The 20460-nt window shown below is 64.3% G+C and carries 23 protein-coding genes and 3 pseudogenes; 13 read left to right on the forward strand and 13 right to left on the reverse strand.

All coding sequences use genetic code 11. The features are described from left to right. Positions 1–219: 219 nt before the first annotated feature. Positions 220–651: pseudogene (locus tag STRNI_RS11000) on the reverse strand (NUDIX domain-containing protein). A 169-nt stretch (positions 652–820) separates the two neighbouring features. Between STRNI_RS11000 and STRNI_RS11005 the strand changes: the two are divergent. Next, a complete protein-coding gene (locus STRNI_RS11005; RefSeq protein ID WP_277411110.1) occupies positions 821–1630 on the forward strand; it encodes a GNAT family N-acetyltransferase in 810 nt (269 codons plus the stop codon). Between the two features lie 46 nt (positions 1631–1676). Beyond that, positions 1677–2186: an HD domain-containing protein gene (locus STRNI_RS11010; RefSeq protein WP_277411111.1), complete on the forward strand. Its 510-nt coding sequence runs from the start codon at positions 1677–1679 to the stop codon at positions 2184–2186. Here STRNI_RS11010 and STRNI_RS11015 read toward each other — a convergent pair. The 5 genes from STRNI_RS11015 to STRNI_RS11040 all read right to left on the reverse strand — a co-directional run bounded on the left by STRNI_RS11015 (position 2168) and on the right by STRNI_RS11040 (position 5985). Beyond that, on the reverse strand, positions 2168–2635 hold the full coding sequence (locus tag STRNI_RS11015; protein WP_277411112.1) for an NUDIX hydrolase: 468 nt from the start codon (positions 2633–2635) through the stop codon (positions 2168–2170). The genes STRNI_RS11010 and STRNI_RS11015 overlap by 19 nt on opposite strands. A gap of 229 nt (positions 2636–2864) precedes the next feature. Further along, positions 2865–3299: an NUDIX hydrolase gene (locus STRNI_RS11020; protein ID WP_277411113.1), complete on the reverse strand. Its 435-nt coding sequence runs from the start codon at positions 3297–3299 to the stop codon at positions 2865–2867. A gap of 407 nt (positions 3300–3706) precedes the next feature. Continuing rightward, positions 3707–3886: a hypothetical protein gene (locus STRNI_RS11025; RefSeq protein ID WP_277413395.1), complete on the reverse strand. Its 180-nt coding sequence runs from the start codon at positions 3884–3886 to the stop codon at positions 3707–3709. A gap of 420 nt (positions 3887–4306) precedes the next feature. Continuing rightward, positions 4307–5503, reverse strand: coding sequence for a helix-turn-helix domain-containing protein (locus STRNI_RS11035; RefSeq protein ID WP_277411114.1), 1197 nt, complete (start codon positions 5501–5503; stop codon positions 4307–4309). Between the two features lie 5 nt (positions 5504–5508). Then, positions 5509–5985, reverse strand: a complete 477-nt coding sequence (locus tag STRNI_RS11040) for an NUDIX hydrolase (protein ID WP_277411115.1) — start codon at positions 5983–5985, stop codon at positions 5509–5511. Positions 5986–6151: 166 nt separating this feature from the next. Here STRNI_RS11040 and STRNI_RS11045 point away from each other — a divergent pair, with 166 nt between their 5' ends. From STRNI_RS11045 to STRNI_RS11075, 7 genes are all read left to right on the forward strand, one after another. After that, positions 6152–6976, forward strand: coding sequence for a TauD/TfdA family dioxygenase (locus tag STRNI_RS11045; RefSeq protein WP_277411116.1), 825 nt, complete (start codon positions 6152–6154; stop codon positions 6974–6976). Between the two features lie 325 nt (positions 6977–7301). Continuing rightward, a complete protein-coding gene (locus STRNI_RS11050; protein WP_277411117.1) occupies positions 7302–7943 on the forward strand; it encodes a P-loop nucleotide/nucleoside kinase family protein in 642 nt (213 codons plus the stop codon). Beyond that, on the forward strand, positions 7936–9246 hold the full coding sequence (locus tag STRNI_RS11055; RefSeq protein WP_277411118.1) for a diaminopimelate decarboxylase family protein: 1311 nt from the start codon (positions 7936–7938) through the stop codon (positions 9244–9246). Before STRNI_RS11050 ends, STRNI_RS11055 begins: the two co-directional genes overlap by 8 nt. 50 nt (positions 9247–9296) lie before the next feature. Then, a complete protein-coding gene (locus STRNI_RS11060; RefSeq protein WP_277413230.1) occupies positions 9297–9659 on the forward strand; it encodes a cytidine/deoxycytidylate deaminase family protein in 363 nt (120 codons plus the stop codon). Positions 9660–9727: 68 nt separating this feature from the next. Beyond that, complete coding sequence (locus STRNI_RS11065; RefSeq protein ID WP_277411119.1) at positions 9728–10639, forward strand: radical SAM protein; 912 nt, start codon at positions 9728–9730, stop codon at positions 10637–10639. Positions 10640–10641: 2 nt separating this feature from the next. Beyond that, positions 10642–11301, forward strand: a complete 660-nt coding sequence (locus STRNI_RS11070) for a class I SAM-dependent methyltransferase (protein ID WP_277411120.1) — start codon at positions 10642–10644, stop codon at positions 11299–11301. Beyond that, complete coding sequence (locus STRNI_RS11075; protein ID WP_277411121.1) at positions 11291–11842, forward strand: class IV adenylate cyclase; 552 nt, start codon at positions 11291–11293, stop codon at positions 11840–11842. Before STRNI_RS11070 ends, STRNI_RS11075 begins: the two co-directional genes overlap by 11 nt. A gap of 57 nt (positions 11843–11899) precedes the next feature. Here STRNI_RS11075 and STRNI_RS11080 read toward each other — a convergent pair whose 3' ends face one another. From STRNI_RS11080 to STRNI_RS11095, 4 genes and pseudogenes are all read right to left on the reverse strand, one after another. Further along, positions 11900–12442 (reverse strand): NUDIX hydrolase, encoded by a 543-nt coding sequence (locus STRNI_RS11080; RefSeq protein ID WP_277411122.1) that lies wholly within the window; start codon positions 12440–12442, stop codon positions 11900–11902. Positions 12443–12699: 257 nt separating this feature from the next. Next, entirely contained in the window at positions 12700–13434 is a 735-nt protein-coding gene (locus tag STRNI_RS11085) for an HAD family hydrolase (protein ID WP_277411123.1), read from the reverse strand. Continuing rightward, entirely contained in the window at positions 13431–14453 is a 1023-nt protein-coding gene (locus STRNI_RS11090) for an NsdA family TPR-like regulatory protein (protein WP_277413396.1), read from the reverse strand. Before STRNI_RS11090 ends, STRNI_RS11085 begins: the two co-directional genes overlap by 4 nt. A 159-nt stretch (positions 14454–14612) precedes the next feature. Beyond that, positions 14613–14984, reverse strand: a pseudogene (locus tag STRNI_RS11095) (helix-turn-helix domain-containing protein); the annotation flags it as partial. Positions 14985–15116: 132 nt separating this feature from the next. Here STRNI_RS11095 and STRNI_RS11100 point away from each other — a divergent pair. Beyond that, entirely contained in the window at positions 15117–15545 is a 429-nt protein-coding gene (locus STRNI_RS11100; protein WP_277411124.1) for an ATP-binding protein, read from the forward strand. Between the two features lie 99 nt (positions 15546–15644). On the opposite strand, the gene STRNI_RS11105 is transcribed toward STRNI_RS11100, so the two are convergent. The 3 genes and pseudogenes from STRNI_RS11105 to STRNI_RS41330 all read right to left on the reverse strand — a co-directional run. Next, on the reverse strand, positions 15645–16394 hold the full coding sequence (locus tag STRNI_RS11105) for a 2'-5' RNA ligase family protein (RefSeq protein ID WP_277411125.1): 750 nt from the start codon (positions 16392–16394) through the stop codon (positions 15645–15647). A gap of 18 nt (positions 16395–16412) precedes the next feature. Further along, positions 16413–17360 (reverse strand): NsdA family TPR-like regulatory protein, encoded by a 948-nt coding sequence (locus tag STRNI_RS11110; protein ID WP_277413397.1) that lies wholly within the window; start codon positions 17358–17360, stop codon positions 16413–16415. Positions 17361–17573: 213 nt separating this feature from the next. Then, positions 17574–17882 (reverse strand): annotated as a pseudogene (locus tag STRNI_RS41330) (helix-turn-helix domain-containing protein); the annotation flags it as partial. 421 nt (positions 17883–18303) lie between these two features. Between STRNI_RS41330 and STRNI_RS11120 the strand changes: the two are divergent. The 3 genes from STRNI_RS11120 (at position 18304) to STRNI_RS11130 (ending at position 20450) form a co-directional block, all read left to right on the forward strand. Further along, positions 18304–18549: a DUF5999 family protein gene (locus STRNI_RS11120; protein WP_277411126.1), complete on the forward strand. Its 246-nt coding sequence runs from the start codon at positions 18304–18306 to the stop codon at positions 18547–18549. 552 nt (positions 18550–19101) lie between these two features. Then, positions 19102–19545: an NUDIX hydrolase gene (locus tag STRNI_RS11125; protein ID WP_277411127.1), complete on the forward strand. Its 444-nt coding sequence runs from the start codon at positions 19102–19104 to the stop codon at positions 19543–19545. After that, positions 19533–20450 carry a phosphotransferase gene (locus STRNI_RS11130; RefSeq protein ID WP_277411128.1) on the forward strand — a complete coding sequence of 306 codons (918 nt, stop codon included), beginning with the start codon at positions 19533–19535 and terminating at the stop codon, positions 20448–20450. Before STRNI_RS11125 ends, STRNI_RS11130 begins: the two co-directional genes overlap by 13 nt. The last annotated feature ends 10 nt before the right edge of the window (positions 20451–20460 follow it).

A 20460-nucleotide genomic window follows, 5' to 3' on the forward strand; every position in this document is an offset into this window, starting at 1 on the left:
GGTCGGCCAGCAGCATCTCAGTCAGCTCCAGCGTGGTGGACGTTTCGAACCACCATGTGGCGTAAGCCGCCCGCACCCAGGGTTCGGGGTCGTGCTCGTGAACCACACCCAGTGGTTGGAAGCCGCTCCAGTGCTCGGCCAGGCGCCGCAATTGGGTGGTCTTGCCGACGTTGTCGGGGCCGTTGAGGCTGACGGCGTCCGGCATGCGCTTCACAGCGCTCACGCCTTGCGGATCGGCATATCAAGGACGGAGGCGATTGCGTCGGTATTGGTGGCGATGAACTCGGCCAGCTCCGGCGGCATCAGGTTCAATCCGCGCACGGCCTCGGCGGTGAAGAGCACTCGTTCCACCTCGTAGCCGCCTCGTTCCGGCTTAGCGAACTCAGTGCCCGTCCGGGCCGCCAGGTCCATGGACTCCAGGCGGGCGGCGAAGATGTGCTCGACGCCGATGCCGGACTCCAGCTCGTCGGTGATCAGGTGGACGAGTTCGGCGCGGTCAAGCTTGCCGCCGAGTTCCTCGAACACCTCTCAGTGGAGGGCATCCTCGATGGTCGGATCATCATCCTCGACCCCGCCGCCAACCGACACCCGGTACGGCTCCCTGCCTGGCTTGGTGCGCTTGATCAAGACCAGAGCAAGCGCCCGCAGCAGCGCAGCATCAGCGCCGAGAAAAGATCGGGTATTGGAGTCGGGGTCAGGTAGTTGGCAGGCTGGTGGACGAAGATCCCCATTTCCGCCGGAGGCGTGTATGGCAGTGAGGGCGCAAGGTCAGACGACACCCGTACGGTTGCGCTCTTATACGCCTGGCGACGAAGAGGCGGTGCTGCTGTTGGTGGAGGCCGACCGGATCGCCGGGCAGCCGCGGGCCACGCCGGAGATGCTGGCGGAGGCGCTGGCGGGCCGATCCCCAGTGGACAGTGGCTGGTGGGGCGAATTGGACGCTCCGCGCACCGACGTTGCAGTTGACAGCGCTGGAAACCTGGTTGGTGTCATCTCCTATGCCACCCGCCCCTCCGACGCCGCGGGGATGGTGCTATGGCTCCACGCGCAGGAGAACATCGACGTCGTTGCCGCAATGATCAGGCATGTCCTCGACACCTTGGGGCCCCGTACGGTCTATGCCTTTGAGATGGCATCCGCGCTGACCCTTGGCATGGAGGGCCTACCGGTCGGGCACCGCCCAGTGACAGCACGGGTCCTGGTGGAGGCTGGGTTCACTGGCCGCGACCTGTGGCGCTACATGAGGGCGAGCACCCCCTTGACGGAACTGCCGCGCGCTGGCAACTACACCGTCAGCCCGTGCGACGAGCCGCTGGGGAAACGCTTGGAAGTCCGCGACGGCGAGGAACTGGTAGCCGAGGCCATCATCGGCCGGCCACAGGCGGGGATTGGCGTGCTGTGGTGGATCACCGTTGCACCCGCAGCGCGCCGCAGGGGGCTGGGGCTCGCTGTGCTGGGCTCCTCTGCGGATCTTCTGACGGGGCTCGGAGCCGAGCAAGTGATCTTGTACGTCGACGACGACGCACCGCCTGGGGACCCCGACCGGGATCGCACCGCCGCCAACCGGATGTACGACCAAGCTGGCTTCGTGCAGGTCGACCGGCTCCACTCCTACAGCCGACCCGCTTGACCGGTGGGCTGATGCCCATCCGCCCACCGGTACTTCGCACAGACCGGTGCACCGAGGCTGGGCGCACTCACGGGGTGTCGCTCAGCGCGCTCTCGACCTCGCAGGCGTCGTGGGCGACGATGCCGGCCTTCTCTCGTCGGCAGCTGTGTTGCATGACGTCGGGTACGCGCCGAGGCTGGCTAAGACGGGGTTCCACCCTCTCGACGGCGCTCGGTTCCTCCGCGATGCTCATGGTGCCGAGGAACGGCTGACGCGGCTGGTGGCGAACCACTCGTACGCGCTGCTCGAAGCGGAGGAGCGCGGCCTGCGGGAGGTGCTGGAGACGGAGTTTCCGCTGCTGGAGGACCAGCGGTTGGTGGACGCACTGGTGTGGTGCGACATGACGACGACACCCGACGGGGATCGGACTACTGCCAACGAGCGGGTGGCGGAGATTTTGAGCCGCTATGGGACTGGCAGTGTGGTGGGGTGGTTCATCCGTCGGGCGTCGCCGCAGATCTTTGCGGCCGTCGAGCGGGTGGAGGCGGCGCTGGCGGCTCAGCCGAGGTACGGATAGTTGCCGGCGAGGTAGTCGCCGATCTGCTGGCGCATGCTGGGGTGGATGTCGTACTGGTCGAGGTCCGCGGGATGGACGAAGCGGACGCCGTCCGCCTCGTCGTTGATGGTGGGCTCGCCGCCGACCGGCCGGCCGATGTAAGTGTTCTCGTACTGCTGGCGGATCTCGCCATCGGTGTAGGCGACGATGTGGTTGGGGTTGGTGTAGACGCCGAGGAAGCCGGTGATCTCGGCGATGATGCCGGTCTCCTCCAGACATTCGCGTACTGCGCACTGCGCCGCAGTCTCGCCGATGTCCTGGGCTCCGCCGGGCAGGGCCCACTGGCCGGTGTCGCGGCGTCGCTGCAGCAGGATGGCGCTGCTTTCGTCGACGACGAGCAGGTTGCTGGCGGGGATAAGAGTATTGGCCTTGGGAGCGGCGGGGTCGTTGTAGTACTCAGTCCTGCCCACTGTGGTGGTGCTCCTGACTCTCGGGCGCCCGGGGGCGCGCTGTGTTCCAAACCGCCTCAAAGCTCTCGCCGTACTCTCGAACCATTGTCAGGTGTCACCGCGCAACTTCAAGATCACTGATACGGCGCTGGCGGTTTCCTCGGCATCCAGGACGCGGCACAGACGGACGATCTGAGTCCAGTTGTTCGGTGCATCGCCTGCCTCCTGGGTGGCCGTGAGCGGATTGGGATCAGTCGCACAAACGACCCAGCAGGGCGCCCTGGCCGGACTGGAGAATGTGAGCGGCCTCCAGTGGGACCCAGAAGCACTCGAATTGCGTGGGCTCCTGCTCTCCGTCGTGGTCCTCCTGACTGGCCCACCGCTCCGTGGTGGCCTCGGTCAGCTCCAGGTGGAAGACGTGACGGCGCTGGACCTCGAACCGGTACGGGCTGATGTCGTACTCGGTCTCGCCGAGCTTCCGCACGATCTTGAAGTCCTTGAGGCCGGTCTCCTCGCGAGCCTCGCGCAGAGCCGCCGCCTCGGGCGTCTCACCCTCGCGGATGCTGCCGGCCGGAACCTGGATGCCGACTTCCTCGTAGCTGTAGTCGGTGTGCCGGAACACCAGCAGCTTTCCGTCGCGCACGACGTAGCACAGCACCTTGTCCTTGGTGACCTTCTCGGGCACGGGAACGCCCCTCTCTCTATTCGTTGGAGCCCGACGCGAACACAGCGGCGCCCGAAGCCATGGCGCACAGGCGAGTGCATGGCCCTAGGGCGGGCACCCGATGCCTGGCAGATGGAATTTGACTCTAGATGTTATGACTGGACGTCACGGAAGCTCGGAATTGGTCGATTCCGGGGGCCGAACCGGCTCGCGCCATAGATACTGACGGCTTCCGACCGTGACTGGCTAGAGCTCAGAGGATGCTGCGGTGAGGGAGCAGCATCCTCCGGGTCTGCTGGTCGGATCGCTTCACGGCATCAACGATGACGACGAGGGCGATACTGCAGAACGCCTAACCAGGCGGCCCCGGCACGCCGAAGGCGTCGGAGCCTTAAACCTCGTGATGGTCCACCCGACCTCGCGGAGGATCAGCCGTGAGCCTTCTCGATTGCCTCGAAGATGTCGGCGTCGGTCTCCCGTTGCCACTTCGGGAGGTCGGACCAGTCGGCGACGTAGCCCGGCTTGGGGTCCGCGAAGTGCTTGAACAGATGAGGCTTGGGCCAGCTGGGTGGCTTCCCGCCCGTACTCGACGACTTGTTCAGGGTCACCCCGCTTCGCACCGATGGCGGCAAGATCGGTCAGTACTGCGCCTCTGCGACGATACGACTGCCCGGAGGCGAGGACAGCCTGCTCCAGGGCTCGCTCTGCTGGGCTCCTTCGTGGATCTGCTGGCGAGGCTCGGAGCCGAGCAAGTGATCTTGTACGTCGACGACGACGCACAGCCTGGGGCCCCGACCGGGATCGCACCGCCGCCAACCGGCTATACAACCGGGCTGGATTCGTACAGGTCGACCGGCTCCACTCCTACAGCCGGCCTTCCTGATCGGCCGCCTGATAGTCGTCACACCGAGGACCCCGATTTGGCGGGAATCAGCCCACTTCGATGCCAGCCTCGTCGGCACCCGCCAACAGCGCCCGTCCTCTGCACCGCCTCCCAGCTGGACGAACTCCTATTCAGGGGCAAGTAGCTAGGCGGCCATCTCGCCGCGTATCCGATCCAGAGACTGAGAGGCAGCGGCATGTACGGCCGGCAGCCGCGTCCCTGCAGTCCGCATGATGCGTTGAAGCTGGTGGGGAAGGCGTTGCATGACCGCTTCTTGGGCCGCGACGTCCAGCGACTCGGCGGCTCCGCTGCGGTCGTCAGCGAGCAGCTGGACGTGCGCGACAGTGATCGACTCGATGACACGCCACTGCGGAGCCACGATCGTCGTAGGTACCGGACTGTGCTCCACCAGCCGCATGGCGATGTCAGTTCGTCCGGTGGAGACCAGACCGCGCAGGCGGATCTCGTGGAGGGAGAAGGGATTGAACAGGCTGGTGTGATCTACGCAGGAGAGCAGCTCTTCGGTTTCCCGCATCACCCGGTCGAAGAGGGGGCCGTTGCCCAGCGCGCCGGCTGCCCTGGCGAGGAGCGGCAGAACTGCGGCCCGTGCGTTGTGGTCGGGTGCTGTAGCTGCGGCACGGCACAGCCGCTGGACTGCCGCGCCCCGCAGGTTGGCCTTGCGCAGCTCGTTACCGTGCATGCGCAGTACGTACGAGGTCATGCCCCGGTCCTGGAAGTACTCGGCGATCTGCAAGCTCTTGCCGGTCCAATGGGCCGCCGTGGCCAGTCGCTCTTCGGGAAGCACGTTGCCCAGGGCAACACCGAGACTCACGCGGGCTCGCGCGAGCAGGTGCAGGACATCGCGCTCGGTGTGGCCATCTTCGATGCGTGCTTCGAGACGAGCGGCGAGCGGCCACAGTTCGGAGACGGCTTCGGCGGCATGGCCGGACTGCCGGGCGATCTCAGCGAGCCGGACGGTGGACTCGCCGAACTGCAGCATTGCGCGAAAGTCCGTGTCGGCGGGATCGGTGATCCCGAGGACATGGGGCGGTAACTGTAGGAGGTCGCAGACCCGGCGACGAGAGCCGACATCCTCGAGGACGCGCTTCCCCAGTTCGAGGGCGGAGATGTAAGTCTTGTCGTAACCGAGGAGTTCACCAAGCGCCGACTGGTTCAGGCCGTGCACCCGGCGGTAGAACCGCAGGATGCTGGACAGGTCCCCGGTGGCGAGGATGAGTTGGGCCTGTGGTGTAGCCCAGTGCCACTGGGCGTGCCGGGCCGAGTACCTCGGAACCGGGGACCCACTCACTTCTCCTCGTCGCGCGTTCTCGCCCCCGGCCATGTCGGCTACATCCGCTCGCAGTCGTCCAAGTCTGCCGGATTCGTGTTCCTGCGGCCATACCAGCCGGCGATTGCCTGCTTGTATCCGTCGGGCATGTTCAGGCCAGCCACCTCGCCGGCGGCGAACATCTCCAGCTGCTTGTGCTCGTGGCTGACGACCGGCGTCCGGTCAGGGGTCAGTAGGGTGCAGCCGTAGGTGACGATCAGCACCCTCCGCCCGGGGATGGGCTGGTAGATCCAGACGCCGCCGTCGATAAGGGGACCTGCCTTGACCTCCCAGCCGGTCTCCTCCTGGATCTCCCGTTCCAGCGCGGCCTCGGGACTGGTGTCCATCGGTACGGCGCCATCCACGCTGCCGATCTCCAGACGACCGCCGGGCAGCTCCCACTCGTCGCGCTCGTTCCTCAGCAGCAACACACGGCCCTGCGCGTCAAGAGCGACGCCCTTAACGGAGACGGGCCAGAGCGGCGGCTTGTACGTCATGACAGTCCTCGTCCTGCGGTGTGTAACCCGGGCCCTCGGAACGTAGCACGCGGCCCCCAACCCAGTTCCGTGGTAGGCGATTTGCCCGAGTCGACAAACAGTCGCTTTACCGCGCCCGCACAACTTCTCACCCTGGGCACATCGACTTCGATCGAAGGAGTACTCGATGCGCGATGCCGCAACGGACTGCGTGACGTTCTTCACTGACCACCACGTGAACATCGGTGCATCACAGGCCGACGGCATGATCGCCGCGCGACTTCGCGAGACGGGGCTCGCCACCGTCGACGGGCTACACACGCGGCAGGAGGTTCTGGCGTTGGCTTCACGACTGCTTGCCGTAGCACCGCACCCGCACAGTGCACCGGACGGCCTGACCCTGATCCGGGACACGGGTAGCCGCGCCCAGCGTGCCGGCTTGGCCGGACTCGGCAGCGGCGAACTGCGAGCGCATACCGAGCGATCCGGCATACCTAGGCCGCCACGCCTGATGCTCCTGGTGTGCCTGCGGCCTGCGCCCACAGGAGGCGACGTCCTCCTCGCCGACGGTCGGGATGTTCACGCGCGGCTCATAGACAGCTGCCGAGATGCAGCTGACACGTTCGCTCAGCCCCGAACTGCGTACTTCGGGGCCGGTGGCGGCCACGCCACCCAGGTCATCACCCCGCACGCCGCCGGACGGATCTCCATACGCCTGCGCCAGGACGTCCTGGCCCGGTGGAGTCCGATCGCCCATCCGTACCTCCCCCACCTGTACAGAGCCATCGTCGACAGCCAGCACCGCATCACCCTTCAGGCCGGGCAGGGCTATCTGCTCGACAACCACCGCTGGCTGCACGCCCGCACCCGCTTCTCCGGAGACCGCCAGCTCCTACGTGCGCTTGGTGAGCCTCGCTTCTTCCTCCCCGAGGGGTTCGCTCCATGCTCCTCGGCAGCCCCGTCGTCCTTCTGCCGAGGAGGTAGGACTGATCGAGGGCTCGCCCTCGATTGAGGACGGGCAGTCGCCGCTGGAGCCTCGGACCAAGCGAGGGAAAACTCTCGCGAATCCGGACCCACCGTGCCCTCTGAGCAGGGTGCTCCCCCTGTCCGCATCGCTCTCACCCGAACAGACCAACCTCGTATCACTGGTGTGATATCACTCGCGCAATTGCCGAATACCGGCTCGACGAGCACGCTGAATCGTCGGCCGGTCAACTACCAGGCGCAGTGTTCGCCAATGCGTATGCCGGACTACGGCGCTGTCCTTCCCTGGCCTTCGCAACGCTTCGCACACCACAAACTAGACATTGAATTGCCTGCCGAAGGGAGCACGGGAGTTGTCGGATTCGCCGCAAATCGCACGCCGCCGCGCCAGGTTAGAGAGAGGACCAAACGCGTCCCGGGATCCGGAGGCCAGGTTCTACGTACTCGAAGGGCTCAGCGCCGTGGGTAAGAGCACCGTGGCACCGATACTTGCAGACACGCTCAGGGCGACGCTCATCCCCACACTCATTCCCGCTTTCGAGAAAACCCGCGTGAGCCTCGATAAAAAGCGGCTCGTCATGCCGCGACTGCACTTCTGGATGATGACGAACTACTCGGCATCCGAAAAGGTCCGCGATGCTTTGAACGCCGGCCAGGACGTCGTCGTCGAGAGCTACTTTTACCGGACTCTGGCCACTCATGCAGCGCTGGGCGTTACTCAACCACCCGCAGTGGACTGGGCGCATGCGCTCGTACCGCACATGACCATCCTCCTCACGGTGGACGAAGCTGTACGGCAGAAGAGGCTCACCCAGCGCGAGCAGGAGCAGGGCCTGAGCTACTGGTCTCGACTGGAGGAATCCAACGTCGAGATCACTCGTCAAACGTACGAGTCCTTCGGCTTAACCCCGTTCAACACAAACGGTCTTGATGCTGTCGAAGTGGCCACGGAAATCGCCCGGTTCCTCAAACAGACGGAGACAGCACGTGGTTGATTCCTTGCACTCTCAGGCGTTCACCCTTGGCCGACAACAAGAAACGCCATTCTATATTTTTTCACAGGATCGGCTCTCCTCGGCGCTGCAGCGGTTCCGCCAGTTCACTTCCAGCCTGCCGTTCCCAACCGAGACCTACTATTCATATAAGACCAACTATCTCCCCGCGCTGTGCGACCAAATCGCGGAAGCCCGGGTCGGGTCAGAAATAACCTCACCCGCGGAGTGGGCGGCTGCCCGGCGGCGCCACGCCCCTGATCGAATCGTGGTAAACGGGATCGGGAAGTGTGCAGACGGACTTTTGCAGAGCATCGTCGACGAGGTTGCCAGTGCACCACGGCTGGTCAACCTCGAGACAGATACCGAGATCGGCATCGTCGCCCGGAGGGACCAGGAGGCGCAGCCACTCCCGATCGGCCTGAGAGTTACGATTCCTTCCGTTTCGGGAGAACTCGGTCGTGACCCATCCGAGCACTGGAAGCGTGGCGTCACCAAGTTCGGCTGGTCGTGCGACGGTGATGCGATCCTCGCGGCAGCCCGGACACTCGCCGGCAACAGGGCGGTGCGTCTGGAGGCACTGCATGTGCACTTCGGGAGTCAGCTGGTCTCTGCAGCACGGTACGACGTCGTGCTCAGCAAATTGTGCAACCTTCTGCGACGTCTCAGCAGTGCTGGCGTCACGGTTAACACTTTGGACCTCGGGGGCGGGCTCGCATCTGGATGGGTGACGAAGCGTCGTACGGGCCCGCTGTTCGACCTGGTCAAAGTCCTGGGGCTGCCCACACCGAGAAGTCAGCAGAAGGCACCAGATCTGGTCGGGATCACCACGGTCGTGCACAAGCATGCTGCTCGGCTCTCAAGCCTCGGCGTGACGCGCCTGATCTTCGAGCCCGGGCGCTATCTCGCGGAACCGGCGATGGTGGCCGTCGCGAAGGTGATCGCGGTACGCCGAGACGGCACCCGCCGGCACGCTGTGGTCGACCTTGGAACCAACGGACTGCACTGCTGGCGGAGCAATGAGACACGCCCCATCGCCTTCGACCTAGCAGGCAAGGGAGGGGCCGAGATGATGAAGCTCGTCGGCCCCCTATGCCACCGCAGCGACAGTTTCGGCACGGTTACCACCCCTGGGCGTCTGCAGGCTGGCGACCTCGTCTGCTTTGACGCCGTCGGTGCCTACTCGCTAGGCGACTGGGTCGCCAACGCGTGGCCGCGCCCTCCCGTTTTCAGTGAAGACGGGCATCTGCTTTGGGCGCCGCCCAGCCACGGCCTTCCTGCAAACTCACCTTCAGGAGGGCGCTGAAGATGGAGACTGCCCCCGCCCCCTCAGCACCTCCAACCGGATTACAGGCAATGGTGGACGCCTGCCGTCAGACTCTGCGGCACAGTGATCCAGATCGAGTGACAGTGGCCGCCGCAGTGCTAGCCCGCGATGGGCGAATCTTCAGCGCCGTGCACGTCCGGTCACGTAATTGCAGTCACTGCTCGGTGTGCGCCGAAGCCGTCGCCATCGGAATGGCACTCACAGCCGGTGCGGTCAACCTGGCAGCAGCAACCGCGGTAATGCGCGACGGCAACAACCTCTCCATCACGTCGCCATGCGGAGGCTGCCGTGAACTGCTACGTGATCAGCGCGTTGCCCATGTAGTCGTCTTCCAGGCGGAAGACGGCTCCCTCACCACTGCCAGACCCGCTGAACTTCTTCCTTGGCCGTAGCCCAGTCCCGTCCAACGTCGGCGAACGAAAACTGGTGGTCACCGCCTTCGTCAAAGGAGTTGAGAACCATGCTCGACCAGATCGCAGGAATCAGCCGCGTCCGAATGCTCTATCTGCAACTCTTGTATCGCTGCAACTTCTCTTGCAAGCATTGCTTCCACGGCGAACTCCTCAAAGATGCAGGGCAGTTCAGCCTCGATGAAGCCAGCGGGATTCTCGATCACTTCCGAGAGGTCTACAAACTTGAAGCCGTGACATTGCTCGGCGGTGAACCGCTCCTCTATCCGTACATCGACGACGTGTGCTCACACGCCAAGCACCTCGGCCTCCGGGTAGAGATCTGCACCAACGGCCACCGTGGATACCACAGCGCGCTCGAAGCAATCGCTCCGCAGCTCGACAAGCTGCGGATCTCCCTCGATGGCCTGAAGCCCAGCCACGATGCCATCCGGAAGCGTGGCAGCTTCGACGGCGCCATGGAGATGATCGATCTCGCGGTAACGCTTGAGATCGCGACCGGCGCGACCATGACCGTCACAGAGCACAACCTCAACGATGTGGTGCCACTAGCCCGTTTGCTCCAGGATCACGGTGTCACAGAGCTGAAACTCCACGCCTTACGGCTTGTCGGGAATGCGGCAGCAAACCCGAGCCTTGAAGTGAGTGACCCGGCCCGTTACAGAACGCTGCACCAGCAGATCAGCGACGCCGGCCTGTCGATCAGCATCCTCTACGACTCGGACCTGTCCCAAGAGTCGGCCGGCGAGAGGTGTTCCAACCTCGTCGCTGATGGCTGGCTCGACCGTATCGAGTCCGACCCGCGGGGCGGTCTGACCGTCTCCTGCAAGGCAGTGGGCCGTGACGTGAACGCGTTCCGCTGGGACAAAGCACGACACGAAATCCTCTACGAACCGCGGGCTAATGATGAGTTCGCGACGCGCATCCCGGACGTCATCTATGAGTCAACGAAAGCGAGTTGAGCGTGGCGCCTTCCCCCAGCCTCTGGCAGGAGACCCGCACATTCTTCCCGATCTTTCTCGACCTCGTGGTGAACCGGGGTATGCAGTCGGTGTGTGTCGTCGGTGCGTCGGACGGCAAGTTCGTCCTGCCTCTGGCCAGACTGGGGGTTCGCGTGCTGGCCGTGGAACGCAACAAGAGCGCTCTCGATGGAGGACCTGTCGTCCTACCCGGCCGCACCGAGGCATCGATGCCCGGGCTGCGCAAACGGCTGGCCGACGAGGATCTATCGGGCCGAGTTGAGATCGTCGAGGCCGATATCCTCGATCTGCCAGACGAGTTGGACGCCACAGATGCAGTCTGGACAAGCTGTTCGTGGCACTACAGCATCAATCATCGCCGCCCGCTCGGCGACTTCATCGCCGCGATGAAGCGCTCGTGCCGGCCGCGCGGAGGCGTCTTCGCTGCCGAGTACATGATGCCCGTCGAACCATGGCACCTGGCGTGCGAGCACTACCCAGAGGAAGGAGAAATGCGGCGCTTCTTTCCTGACTGGGCGATCGAATGGGAAACGTACACGCCTCCCTTCCTTGAAGCACCGCATGTCGAGCAACTTCACGAGCACACCCACCGCATGGGCTTGCTCATCGCGACTAACCAGCAGAAGGGCTGCGATGCAGACTGAATTCGAAGCACGGTTCCTCAACGTCGACGCGACCAAGATCGCTAATCAATTGGTTGCGCGTTCCGCCACGTGCTCCATGCCGCGTACGCTTATGCGTCGCATCGTTTTCAAGAATGACGACATTGAGGCCCGCGGCGGCTGGCTGCGTTTGCGGCAGCAGGGCGATAAGACCTTCCTCACCTACAAGCAGACTACATCGGAACTCTCAGCAATCGACACTACGCTCGAAAGCGAGGTTGAGGTCGGCTCATTCGATGCCACGAAGACCCTACTGGAAGCAATGGGCTTCACCGCCTTGCGTTACCAGGAAAACTACCGCGAAGAGTGGACGCTCGCCGGCGTAACGTTTGATATCGACACGTGGCCGGACCTGCCGACGTTCCTTGAGGTGGAAGGCCCTGACGAAGGCTCCGTACGCCGGGCCGCCGAGACACTGGGGCTCGACGTCTCTCATGCGTCCTACGGCAGTGTGGACGAGGTGTACCTCGCCGTGCTCGGGCGCGACATCCTTGCGGAACAGAAGCTCGTGTTCGCGGAGTAGCTGCTGATGGGCGGTCTCCGGTTCTGCAGCAAGAGACCGGAGACCGCCCCGCAGTCTTCAGGTGCTCGACTGATCGCTAGCAATTTCTTCACGCTGCATAGAGCCCTTCGGCCAGCCGACGCACGAAAAGGCACGCCCCTGGGGGAACTCGTTTAGAGCTACGGCCGTGAAATCCACCATCGGTTCGGGCAATGCATTCATGGGAAACCACGCAAGGTACGCACACTTGTCCGGTTCGGCATTGACCGGCTCGCCGTCCCAGGAACGTACATGGAAGAATAGCTGGAGGCGAGGTTCGTCTTCGGCCGTCCAGTGGTGCACCGTGTGCACGAGTTCGAGGTCCTCCTCTCGCAAAACCAGGCCGAGCTCCTCCGCAGCCTCGCGGACTGCGCCAGCCGTGACTGTCTCGCCGGCTTCCAGGTGGCCGGCAGGCACGTGAAAGTGGCCGTCCCGCCAACCCGTTCCTGACCGTAGCCCGAGAAGCACCTGCCCCGCGCGCTGCAGCACCAGGTGCACGCCGATCACGGACCGGTGACAGCCATCCGTGTAGGTAACGTGCTCAGTAGTCAGGTTTGGTTTCATGATGCGTTCCTTGAGCACGAGAAGACTGGATCAGGCTATACAGCGTATGTGCTGGCCTTGCCTCGCTACCAGGATGCATCGGGCAGATCTATGGCGGTACCATTTGCCCCGATCGATACCGGACCTAGCGGGGCTTGCTCCGGTACTCGTCGCCACCGAAGAGGCGCAGCCCGCCATCGCGCGGAGGTTCTGAACGGCCATTACCAGCACAGGGGGACTGCGATCCGCATCGGGCCTGCTGGAATACGTCGCCGGGGCTGGCACTCCGAATCCCGTTAGAGTCGTTCGCTCGGAGAAAATAGCTCCGAAAGTGCGTTCATTAGCCGCTGGATGTCGGTCAACCCATCGAGCACAACGTCGGCTCCTGCCCGCTGGAGCGCCGCTGCGGGAGTCGTGCCGGACGCAACGGCGATGACAGCTGCTCCGCCTTGAAGCCCCGTACGGACATCTTCGAGGGAGTCGCCGATGATCACGGTATTGGACCGGTCGAACGTGGTGCCGTGCTTAGCCTGAGCGCGGTTCTGGGAAATGGCAACGAGCGCCGGCCGGTTGTCGTTGTCAGAGGCGTACCCCCCGATCTCGACATCCACGAACTGGTCAAGCTCGAAGGCTTCGAGCTTCAAGATCGCGTTCGGCTTGAGGTTGCCCGTGAGCACCGTGGGGACCAAGCCGATGTGGGCACGCATTGCCCTCAGGGCGGCGACAGCACCTGGCATAAGTACGCCCTCGCTTCGGAGGTCTGCCATGTGATCGGCAAGGCGTCTTGGCAGCAATTCCGCTATGCGCGGCAATAGATTCGGCACCTCGCTGGCTGGCACGCCGTTCTCCCTAAGCAGGCTGCGGATCGCGAGGGGCATTGTCACCCCCGTGCCACGGGCGGGGAGTCGCTCAGCTGGGCGTCCAACCACTTCGAAGAAGGCTTCGCGGTATACCTGCCGGTCAATATTACCGACGTAGAGCAGGGTCCTGTCGATGTCCCAGAGCACGAGTGCCGACGGGGTCTCGGTCACCGCGGTACCGCCTTACCTGTGACGAGAACAGACCGCTCAATCAGCTCCCGAGCGTACGGGGTGTTGCAGGCCGTTCTGAGCTCGCCGGCCATGGAATAGACGTGCTCGTTCAGCCGAGCAGACTGCAGATGCTCGGCGAGGTCCATGGCTTCGTTGGCCGTGGCACACCCGGCTTCTATGTCGCCTTCTCGGAATTGGGCAGTGGCTGCGCGGGAGAGGAACAATGCTCGGGTCCGAACATCGGCCGGATTGAGCGCCCTTCTGGCTTGGGCGAGACTGCTGATCGCCTGCTGTGGGTTACCGAGGGCGAGGTGACAGCTGCCAGCTTGCCCTTGGATCTCCCCGTCATTGATCCAATACAGCCAGTGCGGGTCGTGCTCAGATCGCCCCCGTGTGCATAGTTCCGTCGCCTGTCCCAACGCCTTGAGGGCCGCCTGCTGCTCGCCGAGCATGGCGTGCCCACGGGCCTGCCGGGTGAGCAGCATCGCTTCCAAGGCCGGGGCATTCAGCGTCTTGACCTTGTCGAGGGCCGCCCGTGCAGCAGTGACGGCGTCTCGCGGGTGCCCTGTGGAATATCCGCGAATCGCCATGTACGACAGCGCGCCAGCGCCCAATCGCGGATCACCTGACGCGCCGGCAGCACGGAGGGCCGCCAGGAAGTAGGACTGGGCTTCGTCAGGCTCCCCAGAGTCGAAAGTGAACCATCCTGTTTGCGTCGCTGTATCCGCAATGATCCCGGCAAGCCTTCGGCCCGCAGCCTCGTCGTACGTACCGTGCTTGGCGATGTCTCGAAGAAGCCTCAGGTGATCGTCCCCGAGCTTCGCGACGGTACCGCTGCCAGAACTCGCGTCCATTCCCCGAAGATGGTTTGTCGTTTTTTGGAGAGACAGCAGCAGCTCGTTGGAGACCCTGCTGCCCTTCTGCAGCCGAACGAGTGGTTCCGCCTCAGCCACACTCCAGTTGTGCACGTATGCCGTCAGCGCGATTCCGCTCACTGCAAGGAAGCCGCGACGATCCATTGCCCCACCTCCTACCGCTTGGTTCAGTGCCGTCACCATACGGTCCACCGTCCACGGGAGATCGGGGTCTTGGTCGTCCGTAGCCGCAGTGACGGGGGACAGTTGAGGGGGACGAAATGGTGCAGCGGGCAGTGGGACCTTAACGAGCTCTGGTGGGGTGCCAAGCCCTGACAGGAACCTAATGATCTTGTCGATATGCGTCAGCCTGCGGGTCCCCCTCTCCATCATCGAGAGAAACGGCTGAGGCACCCCCGTGAGGAGGGCGATGTCCTCCTGCCGCAGCGATCCACGTTCGCGTACAAGGCGGCTGACCTGCCCAAAGTCCCAGGCCGCCAACGCTCGGTGTACCTGGGGATCTCGCCACACACGCGGCGGTACAGAAGGCCACGCGACCGTTGGCCGTGAACATGGTCCACATTTCGCTTCTGGGTTGTAACGGCTCAGGGTGGAGCCGCACCTGGTGCACCGCCGTTCGTCCCCGTGCATGAGCCTGCCTCCAGCTTGGTGTCCAGAACCTGGCCCCTTCAGCATCCCCCAAGCCGATATCACACGAGTGATATGACCGCCGCGGTGGGCACGGCCGTCGCGAGAGCGCACCCTGGCACACAGTCGATTGCTACGCGTGACTGTGCGAGTAGCGGGCGAACGAGAGGCGGTTGCCAGATGGCCGATGTAGTGGATGGCCTCCCACAGTGCCTGGAGGTGGCGCTTGTGGCCGACGCCGCCCTCGTGACAGAGGTCCGCGCCAGCGTACGTGAGGCTCTATCTATCTGGGGAGCAGGCGAACTCAGCGACACAGCCACTCTGTTGGTGAGTGAGTTCGTCTCTAATGCAATTCAACATACACGGGCGGCCCAGATTTCAGTCCGTGTCACATGGACATGGCCTGTGCTGCGGGTGGAAGTGCAAGATGGTGATCCATCCCCGCCTGCCACTCGGCAAGCCGACGCTGACCTCAACGGCACATGCGGAAGGGGCTTGTTTTTGGTCGGCAGCCTCGCGGAGCGCTGGGGAATGATTGCAATTCCTGACGGCAAGACAATGTGGTTCGAGCTCGTCGCCCAGCCCACTCTCTCTGTGGCACGATCTTGATCCGGTCGCGCAAATCCCACCAACCGGCGAAGGATAGCGCCGCAGTACGAGCAGCCCCCACAATCCGACATCCCAGACCGTAGAGGACGCCCGATCTGGTCAGCCGACCCGCGGAACGGCGCTCGGGCGCTGCTCTACATCGCCTTCTCGGAGAAGGTCCAGCGTGCGGACCACGTCCCATCGGTAAGCCGACGGCTCGCGCCGCAGCTCGACGATGTGCACCTGCTGCACCTCCGCCTCCACGGCGTCGAGGCCGCGCAAGGGTCTCACCATGTCCCGGACAGTGGCCGCAGGAATCGTGCGATTGCAGTAGCTGATACCGATGTGTGGGCGGAAGCCCGATGTCGGCTTCCGGAGCGGCAGGCCGACGCTATCCCCTGCCTCGGCGAGCATGATGCGGAGGTTGATCAGAGGTGTCCATGGCGCGACGCTGAAGCGGATCGCGCCACGGGAGGCGGTCATAGGCACTGCCTGCAGGGACATGGATGAGGAGGCGGCCTGGACGGAAGCGATCAAAAGATCCAGTTGGTCTAGCGAGATCTCCGTCGACGGCCCGATACGGCCAAGCGTCAGGTGAAGACTGTCATCGGCAATGTCGTCGAAGGCGAGGGATCGCAGCGCCTGCTGGCACTGCCGAGCGCGCTGGATCAGTGCGGAGGCACCAGGGAAGGTGATCATCCAGTAGTACGCCCGGGTGGATGCCGTCCACCCGGGCCGGTCCCAGTGATTCACCATCTCGCTCACATCGCCGAAGGCGGCCCAGTCGTGCCCTGCGATCACTGACGGATCTGCCAGAGACGGAGGCGGCGCTGGCGGAAAGGAAGCCTGTTCATACTGGAGTTGCTGCACCCGCTACTCCTCGATCGGTCACACGGCTGAGCCATCGTCGCAGACCTTGGCGATGAGCTGTGTCTGAGGGGTCGCCCTCCACGTCTGGAGCGCTTCGACGAACTCCCGTACCTCTGGCTGACCTCGCCAGCGTGCTGCAAATGCGTTCAACTCGCCGACACGTTGAACGACAGAACGGATCGGCGGGCCGCTACCGGCCGAGAGCACCTGCTGCCCAATCGCCATCGCGTGCTCAACCTCCGGACTTGCACCATTCAGGAGTGCCGTAGCCACGTCTAGACGGACCAAAGCGCGGCTCCATGCAGAATCGGACTGCTCCACTAAATCGTCAATCTGGTCGGCGCACTCCAGGACTCGCTGAGTGTCGCCGAGGGCAAGATGGGCAGTAGCAGCATTCGCCAACGTTCGGGCCGGACTGTACGGTGCGAAGGAGATGCAGGAGGTCAGCCCGCCAGGTAGCCGATGCCGCGCGGTCAGTTCCTCTGCCTCGGCGAGTGCTCGTTCGGCTCCCGCCCTGTCGCCCATCTTGCCCAGAGCCCGCGCCCGCCCATTGGCCAGCAACCGGATGGCCTGCGGATGCCCCGGCACGAGGTCTATGCCAGCGTCCGCCCAACCAACGGCCGTGACGAAATCGCCCGAGTAATAGGCGTTGAGGGATCTAGTGCCCGCGATCCACATCAAAAGCTCTTGATCGCCAATGGCACTCGCGAGTTCCTCGGCCTCGGTGCAGTACGCCTCCGCCAAAGAGGCACGTCCAGCATTCACCGCCATGTAGCCAAGCAGTCCGGAAGCTTGTGCCGCCAGGCGGAACAGCGCCTCCTGCTGACGGGGTGGCTGTCGGCCTTCCAAGAGTTCTTGCAGGTACCTGCGTAGCTCTTCTGTCTCGGGCGCCATTCGGTGCGGGCCTCTGGCCTCGTACTGCGCCACGATGTCCTCCACCGACCGGTGCAGCACCTTCACGGTCACGGGATCAGTGTTCGAGGAGGTGGTGGCGTTCATTCTCTTCGCGACAGCGAGTGGGCTCTCCCATTCGTAGGGCGGGATGTCCTCTGGCGCTGGAGTAGCGCAACCATCACCTGCCAACGTGCGAGGTGGGGCGGCAGAACGTGCAAGCGGCAGCCGTACAAGCTCAGGGGGAACTGCTAGTCCATCAAGCAGTCTGGTGATCTTGTCGATGTGCGTGAGAGACCGAGTTCCATTTTCCAGCATGGACAAGGCAGATTGACTCAGCCCCGTCATCTGCGCCATGTCCTCCTGCCGAAGAGAGGCCAGCCGGCGCACCAGGCCCAGCATCCTCCCCAGGTCCCATGCGGACAGGGCCTCCCGTACCTGGTGATCCCGCCAAACATGCTCCGGCACCCTCGACGACGGCAGACCCACGTCGCCGGCCCCAACGACACGAGCACAGGCCCCGCACCGCGGAGTGGCGTTGTACCGACTCAACCGGCAACCACACCGGCTACAGCGACGATCCTCCTCTCCGACCATCACGCCTCCTGTCCCCTGCCCTCGACCAACACACAGCGTTTGTTCGTTATCACTTCAGTGATATCACCGCCGGGATGTGCGGCGAGGAGGCCCGGCAGGCATCCTCAACCTCCCACCGACAAGCGGGAGCAGCCCGGTAGACGCCCCGCCACCTGCTCAATTGACCTGACCCGGCCCTGATTTCAGAAGGCATTGGCGTACTGCGGCTCTGTGCTCAGCCAGATGGAGTGCCACACCGATGCATTGTGTTGGCCGGATTCAGCCGTTGAGGCGACCGTTCGCGACCGGAAGGGGAGATGCAGCGATCGACAGGTTCACTCCAGCCAGCCACCTTCCCAGGCCGTGTACCTGCCGAGACCGCCCTTCTCGTTCCTGGCCAGCCAGACACCAAAGGAATTGACCAGAGAGGATCTGTTTTTACATGTGTTTGCACCGACCGCAGTGTCCAGGCCCCGACGCGACTGATCGCGAAGCCGCTCACGTGCGGGTTCAGCACCCGGAACAAGGTTGGTCGCTCCTCTGTAACGGCGTGGTGCTCCTCCACGACACCGGCGCGATCCTCCCCGATGGCCGAAGCGTCGCCCCCAACCGCATCGGCAACCGCAGGACGAGGTCCGGGCAGTCCGTCCTGAGTGGCGGCCATCAGCCCTCCGTCCGGTACGCGTGAAGCGATGCCAGCCACCAGCTTCGCGTCCGCCTCTTCGCGCGCAGAGCTCAGAACCACATTTCCGTGGTGGTGCCAATTTGGAGAGACACCTCACCCAGAGCCACTGCCCGGTCAAGAATGGGCAACTCTCTCCGTCCGCCCTTCGCTGGGACTGACGACCTTGGAGTCTCTGCTCGCGGATGGAGCGACTGTCGGGCCTGCGCTCGTGTGCCAGTTGCACCGCTGGCTGCACATACCGGTGGAACCGCAGGCGACGGACACCTTCCTCGGCGAGCGCCTGAGGGTGAGGGGGGCGGCATCTGGATTGTCCCTACGACGACCAGCGCTCTCAACGAGGCGGGTGCCAGTCCTTACGTCTATGGCTCCTCCCTCAAGATCCAACGGCTGTCACCGACTTCGGGGCTCTTACCGCGCAGCTGGATGCGATGCGTTCGTGGAGACCGCGGCTCCTAGCCGCGGCTGCCTGACCAGCACTCCGGTCTTCGCTCCGCCTGCACCGCTTCGGCCCGAAGGCGGACAGGCGATTCGACAGGCTGTCATCGAGGAGTGTTCATGAGCCACCAGGTGAACGTGATCGGCGCGCCTCTTGTGTTCGAGCACGACAACAGCGTGCTCCTCGGACTTCGTGCCGTCGGTGCCCTGTACATGGTGAGCACCTGGCAAGTTCCGGCCAGCCACGTCGAGTTCGTGAGCCCCCATCGGTACGCGGTTGGCGAGGCTGCGGAAGAGCTCGACGTTGATATCCGTGAGGAGTACCTGGAGCTGGTTCATACCGTGCACCTCCTCGATGCCGGCGATCACCAGCCCCGGATGCAGCTGTTGTTCCGTGTCCACCGGTGGCAGAACGCTCCGAAGGTCAACGAGCCGGACGACTGCGGCGACTTGGGCTGGTTCCCACGTCATGCGCGGCGCGAACCGCTGGTCGATGACACCCGCCCAGCGCTGGAGGGCATCGCCACCGGGCGTACCTACACGGAGATGGGGTGGACGCATTGACCGGCACCCCCGCGGCGGCCCGTCGGACGAGCATTCCCGGAGGCGCGCTCGATTGGGCTTCATGCGTGCTCGGCACGATCACGGTGGTGCGTGACGCCTCATGGGGCCGCGCGAGCTCCATGGTCTGGGAGCTGACCTGTGCGGACGGCACCCGGTTCTTCCTCAAGATCTCTTCCACCAAGGCGGCTTACGACCGCGAACTTCACGCTTACCGGTTCGCGGTACCCGTCCTTGGCCCCGGCCGCGCTCCGCGGCTCCAGGCCACCGATCCCGGCCAGCTGGCGTTGCTTCTTACCGCAGCCCCCGGTCAGACGGTGGCGATGGCGGCGCTGGCCATGAACGACCTCATCCAGGTGCACCGCCAGGCGGGCTACTTGCTGCGCGAGCTTCACGACGCTCCGGTGGTCTCCAGTAAGGCCAGAGTCGATGTCGTCGCGGAGGTCCGCGCACGAACGGCTGCCGCGGCCAAGGCCGTGGCTACCGCCCGTGACCTCCTCACGGACGCCGAGCAGGAGACGGTGCTCTGCCTGGCCAGGGAACTGCCTCATCTGGAGGCGTGCCCTACGGCTTTCGTGCACGGAGACGCGGAGGAGCACAACCTTTTGTGGGACGCCCCCAGCCGATCCACCGCACTGCTCGATTTCGAGCAGGCGCGCCCTGCACTGGCTGTGGACGATTTCGTGCATCTGGCCGCAGGACCGTGGGAGCGGCACCCGCGGCTCCGCCGGATGTTCTTCACCGGATACGGACGAGAGCTGACGGACCCGGAACGGAAGGTGCTGTCGGCCTTGGCGGCGATTGATGCCGCCGACAGCCTGGTGTGGGGAACCCACGTCCATGATGCCGAAGTCACCGAACGCGCCCGCACCACTATGAAGTTGCTCGCGAGCGGAGTGCGCCTGTGAATGCCCTGGA

It is taken from the genome of Streptomyces nigrescens, from assembly GCF_027626975.1.
Classification (GTDB): Bacteria; Actinomycetota; Actinomycetes; order Streptomycetales; family Streptomycetaceae; genus Streptomyces; species Streptomyces nigrescens.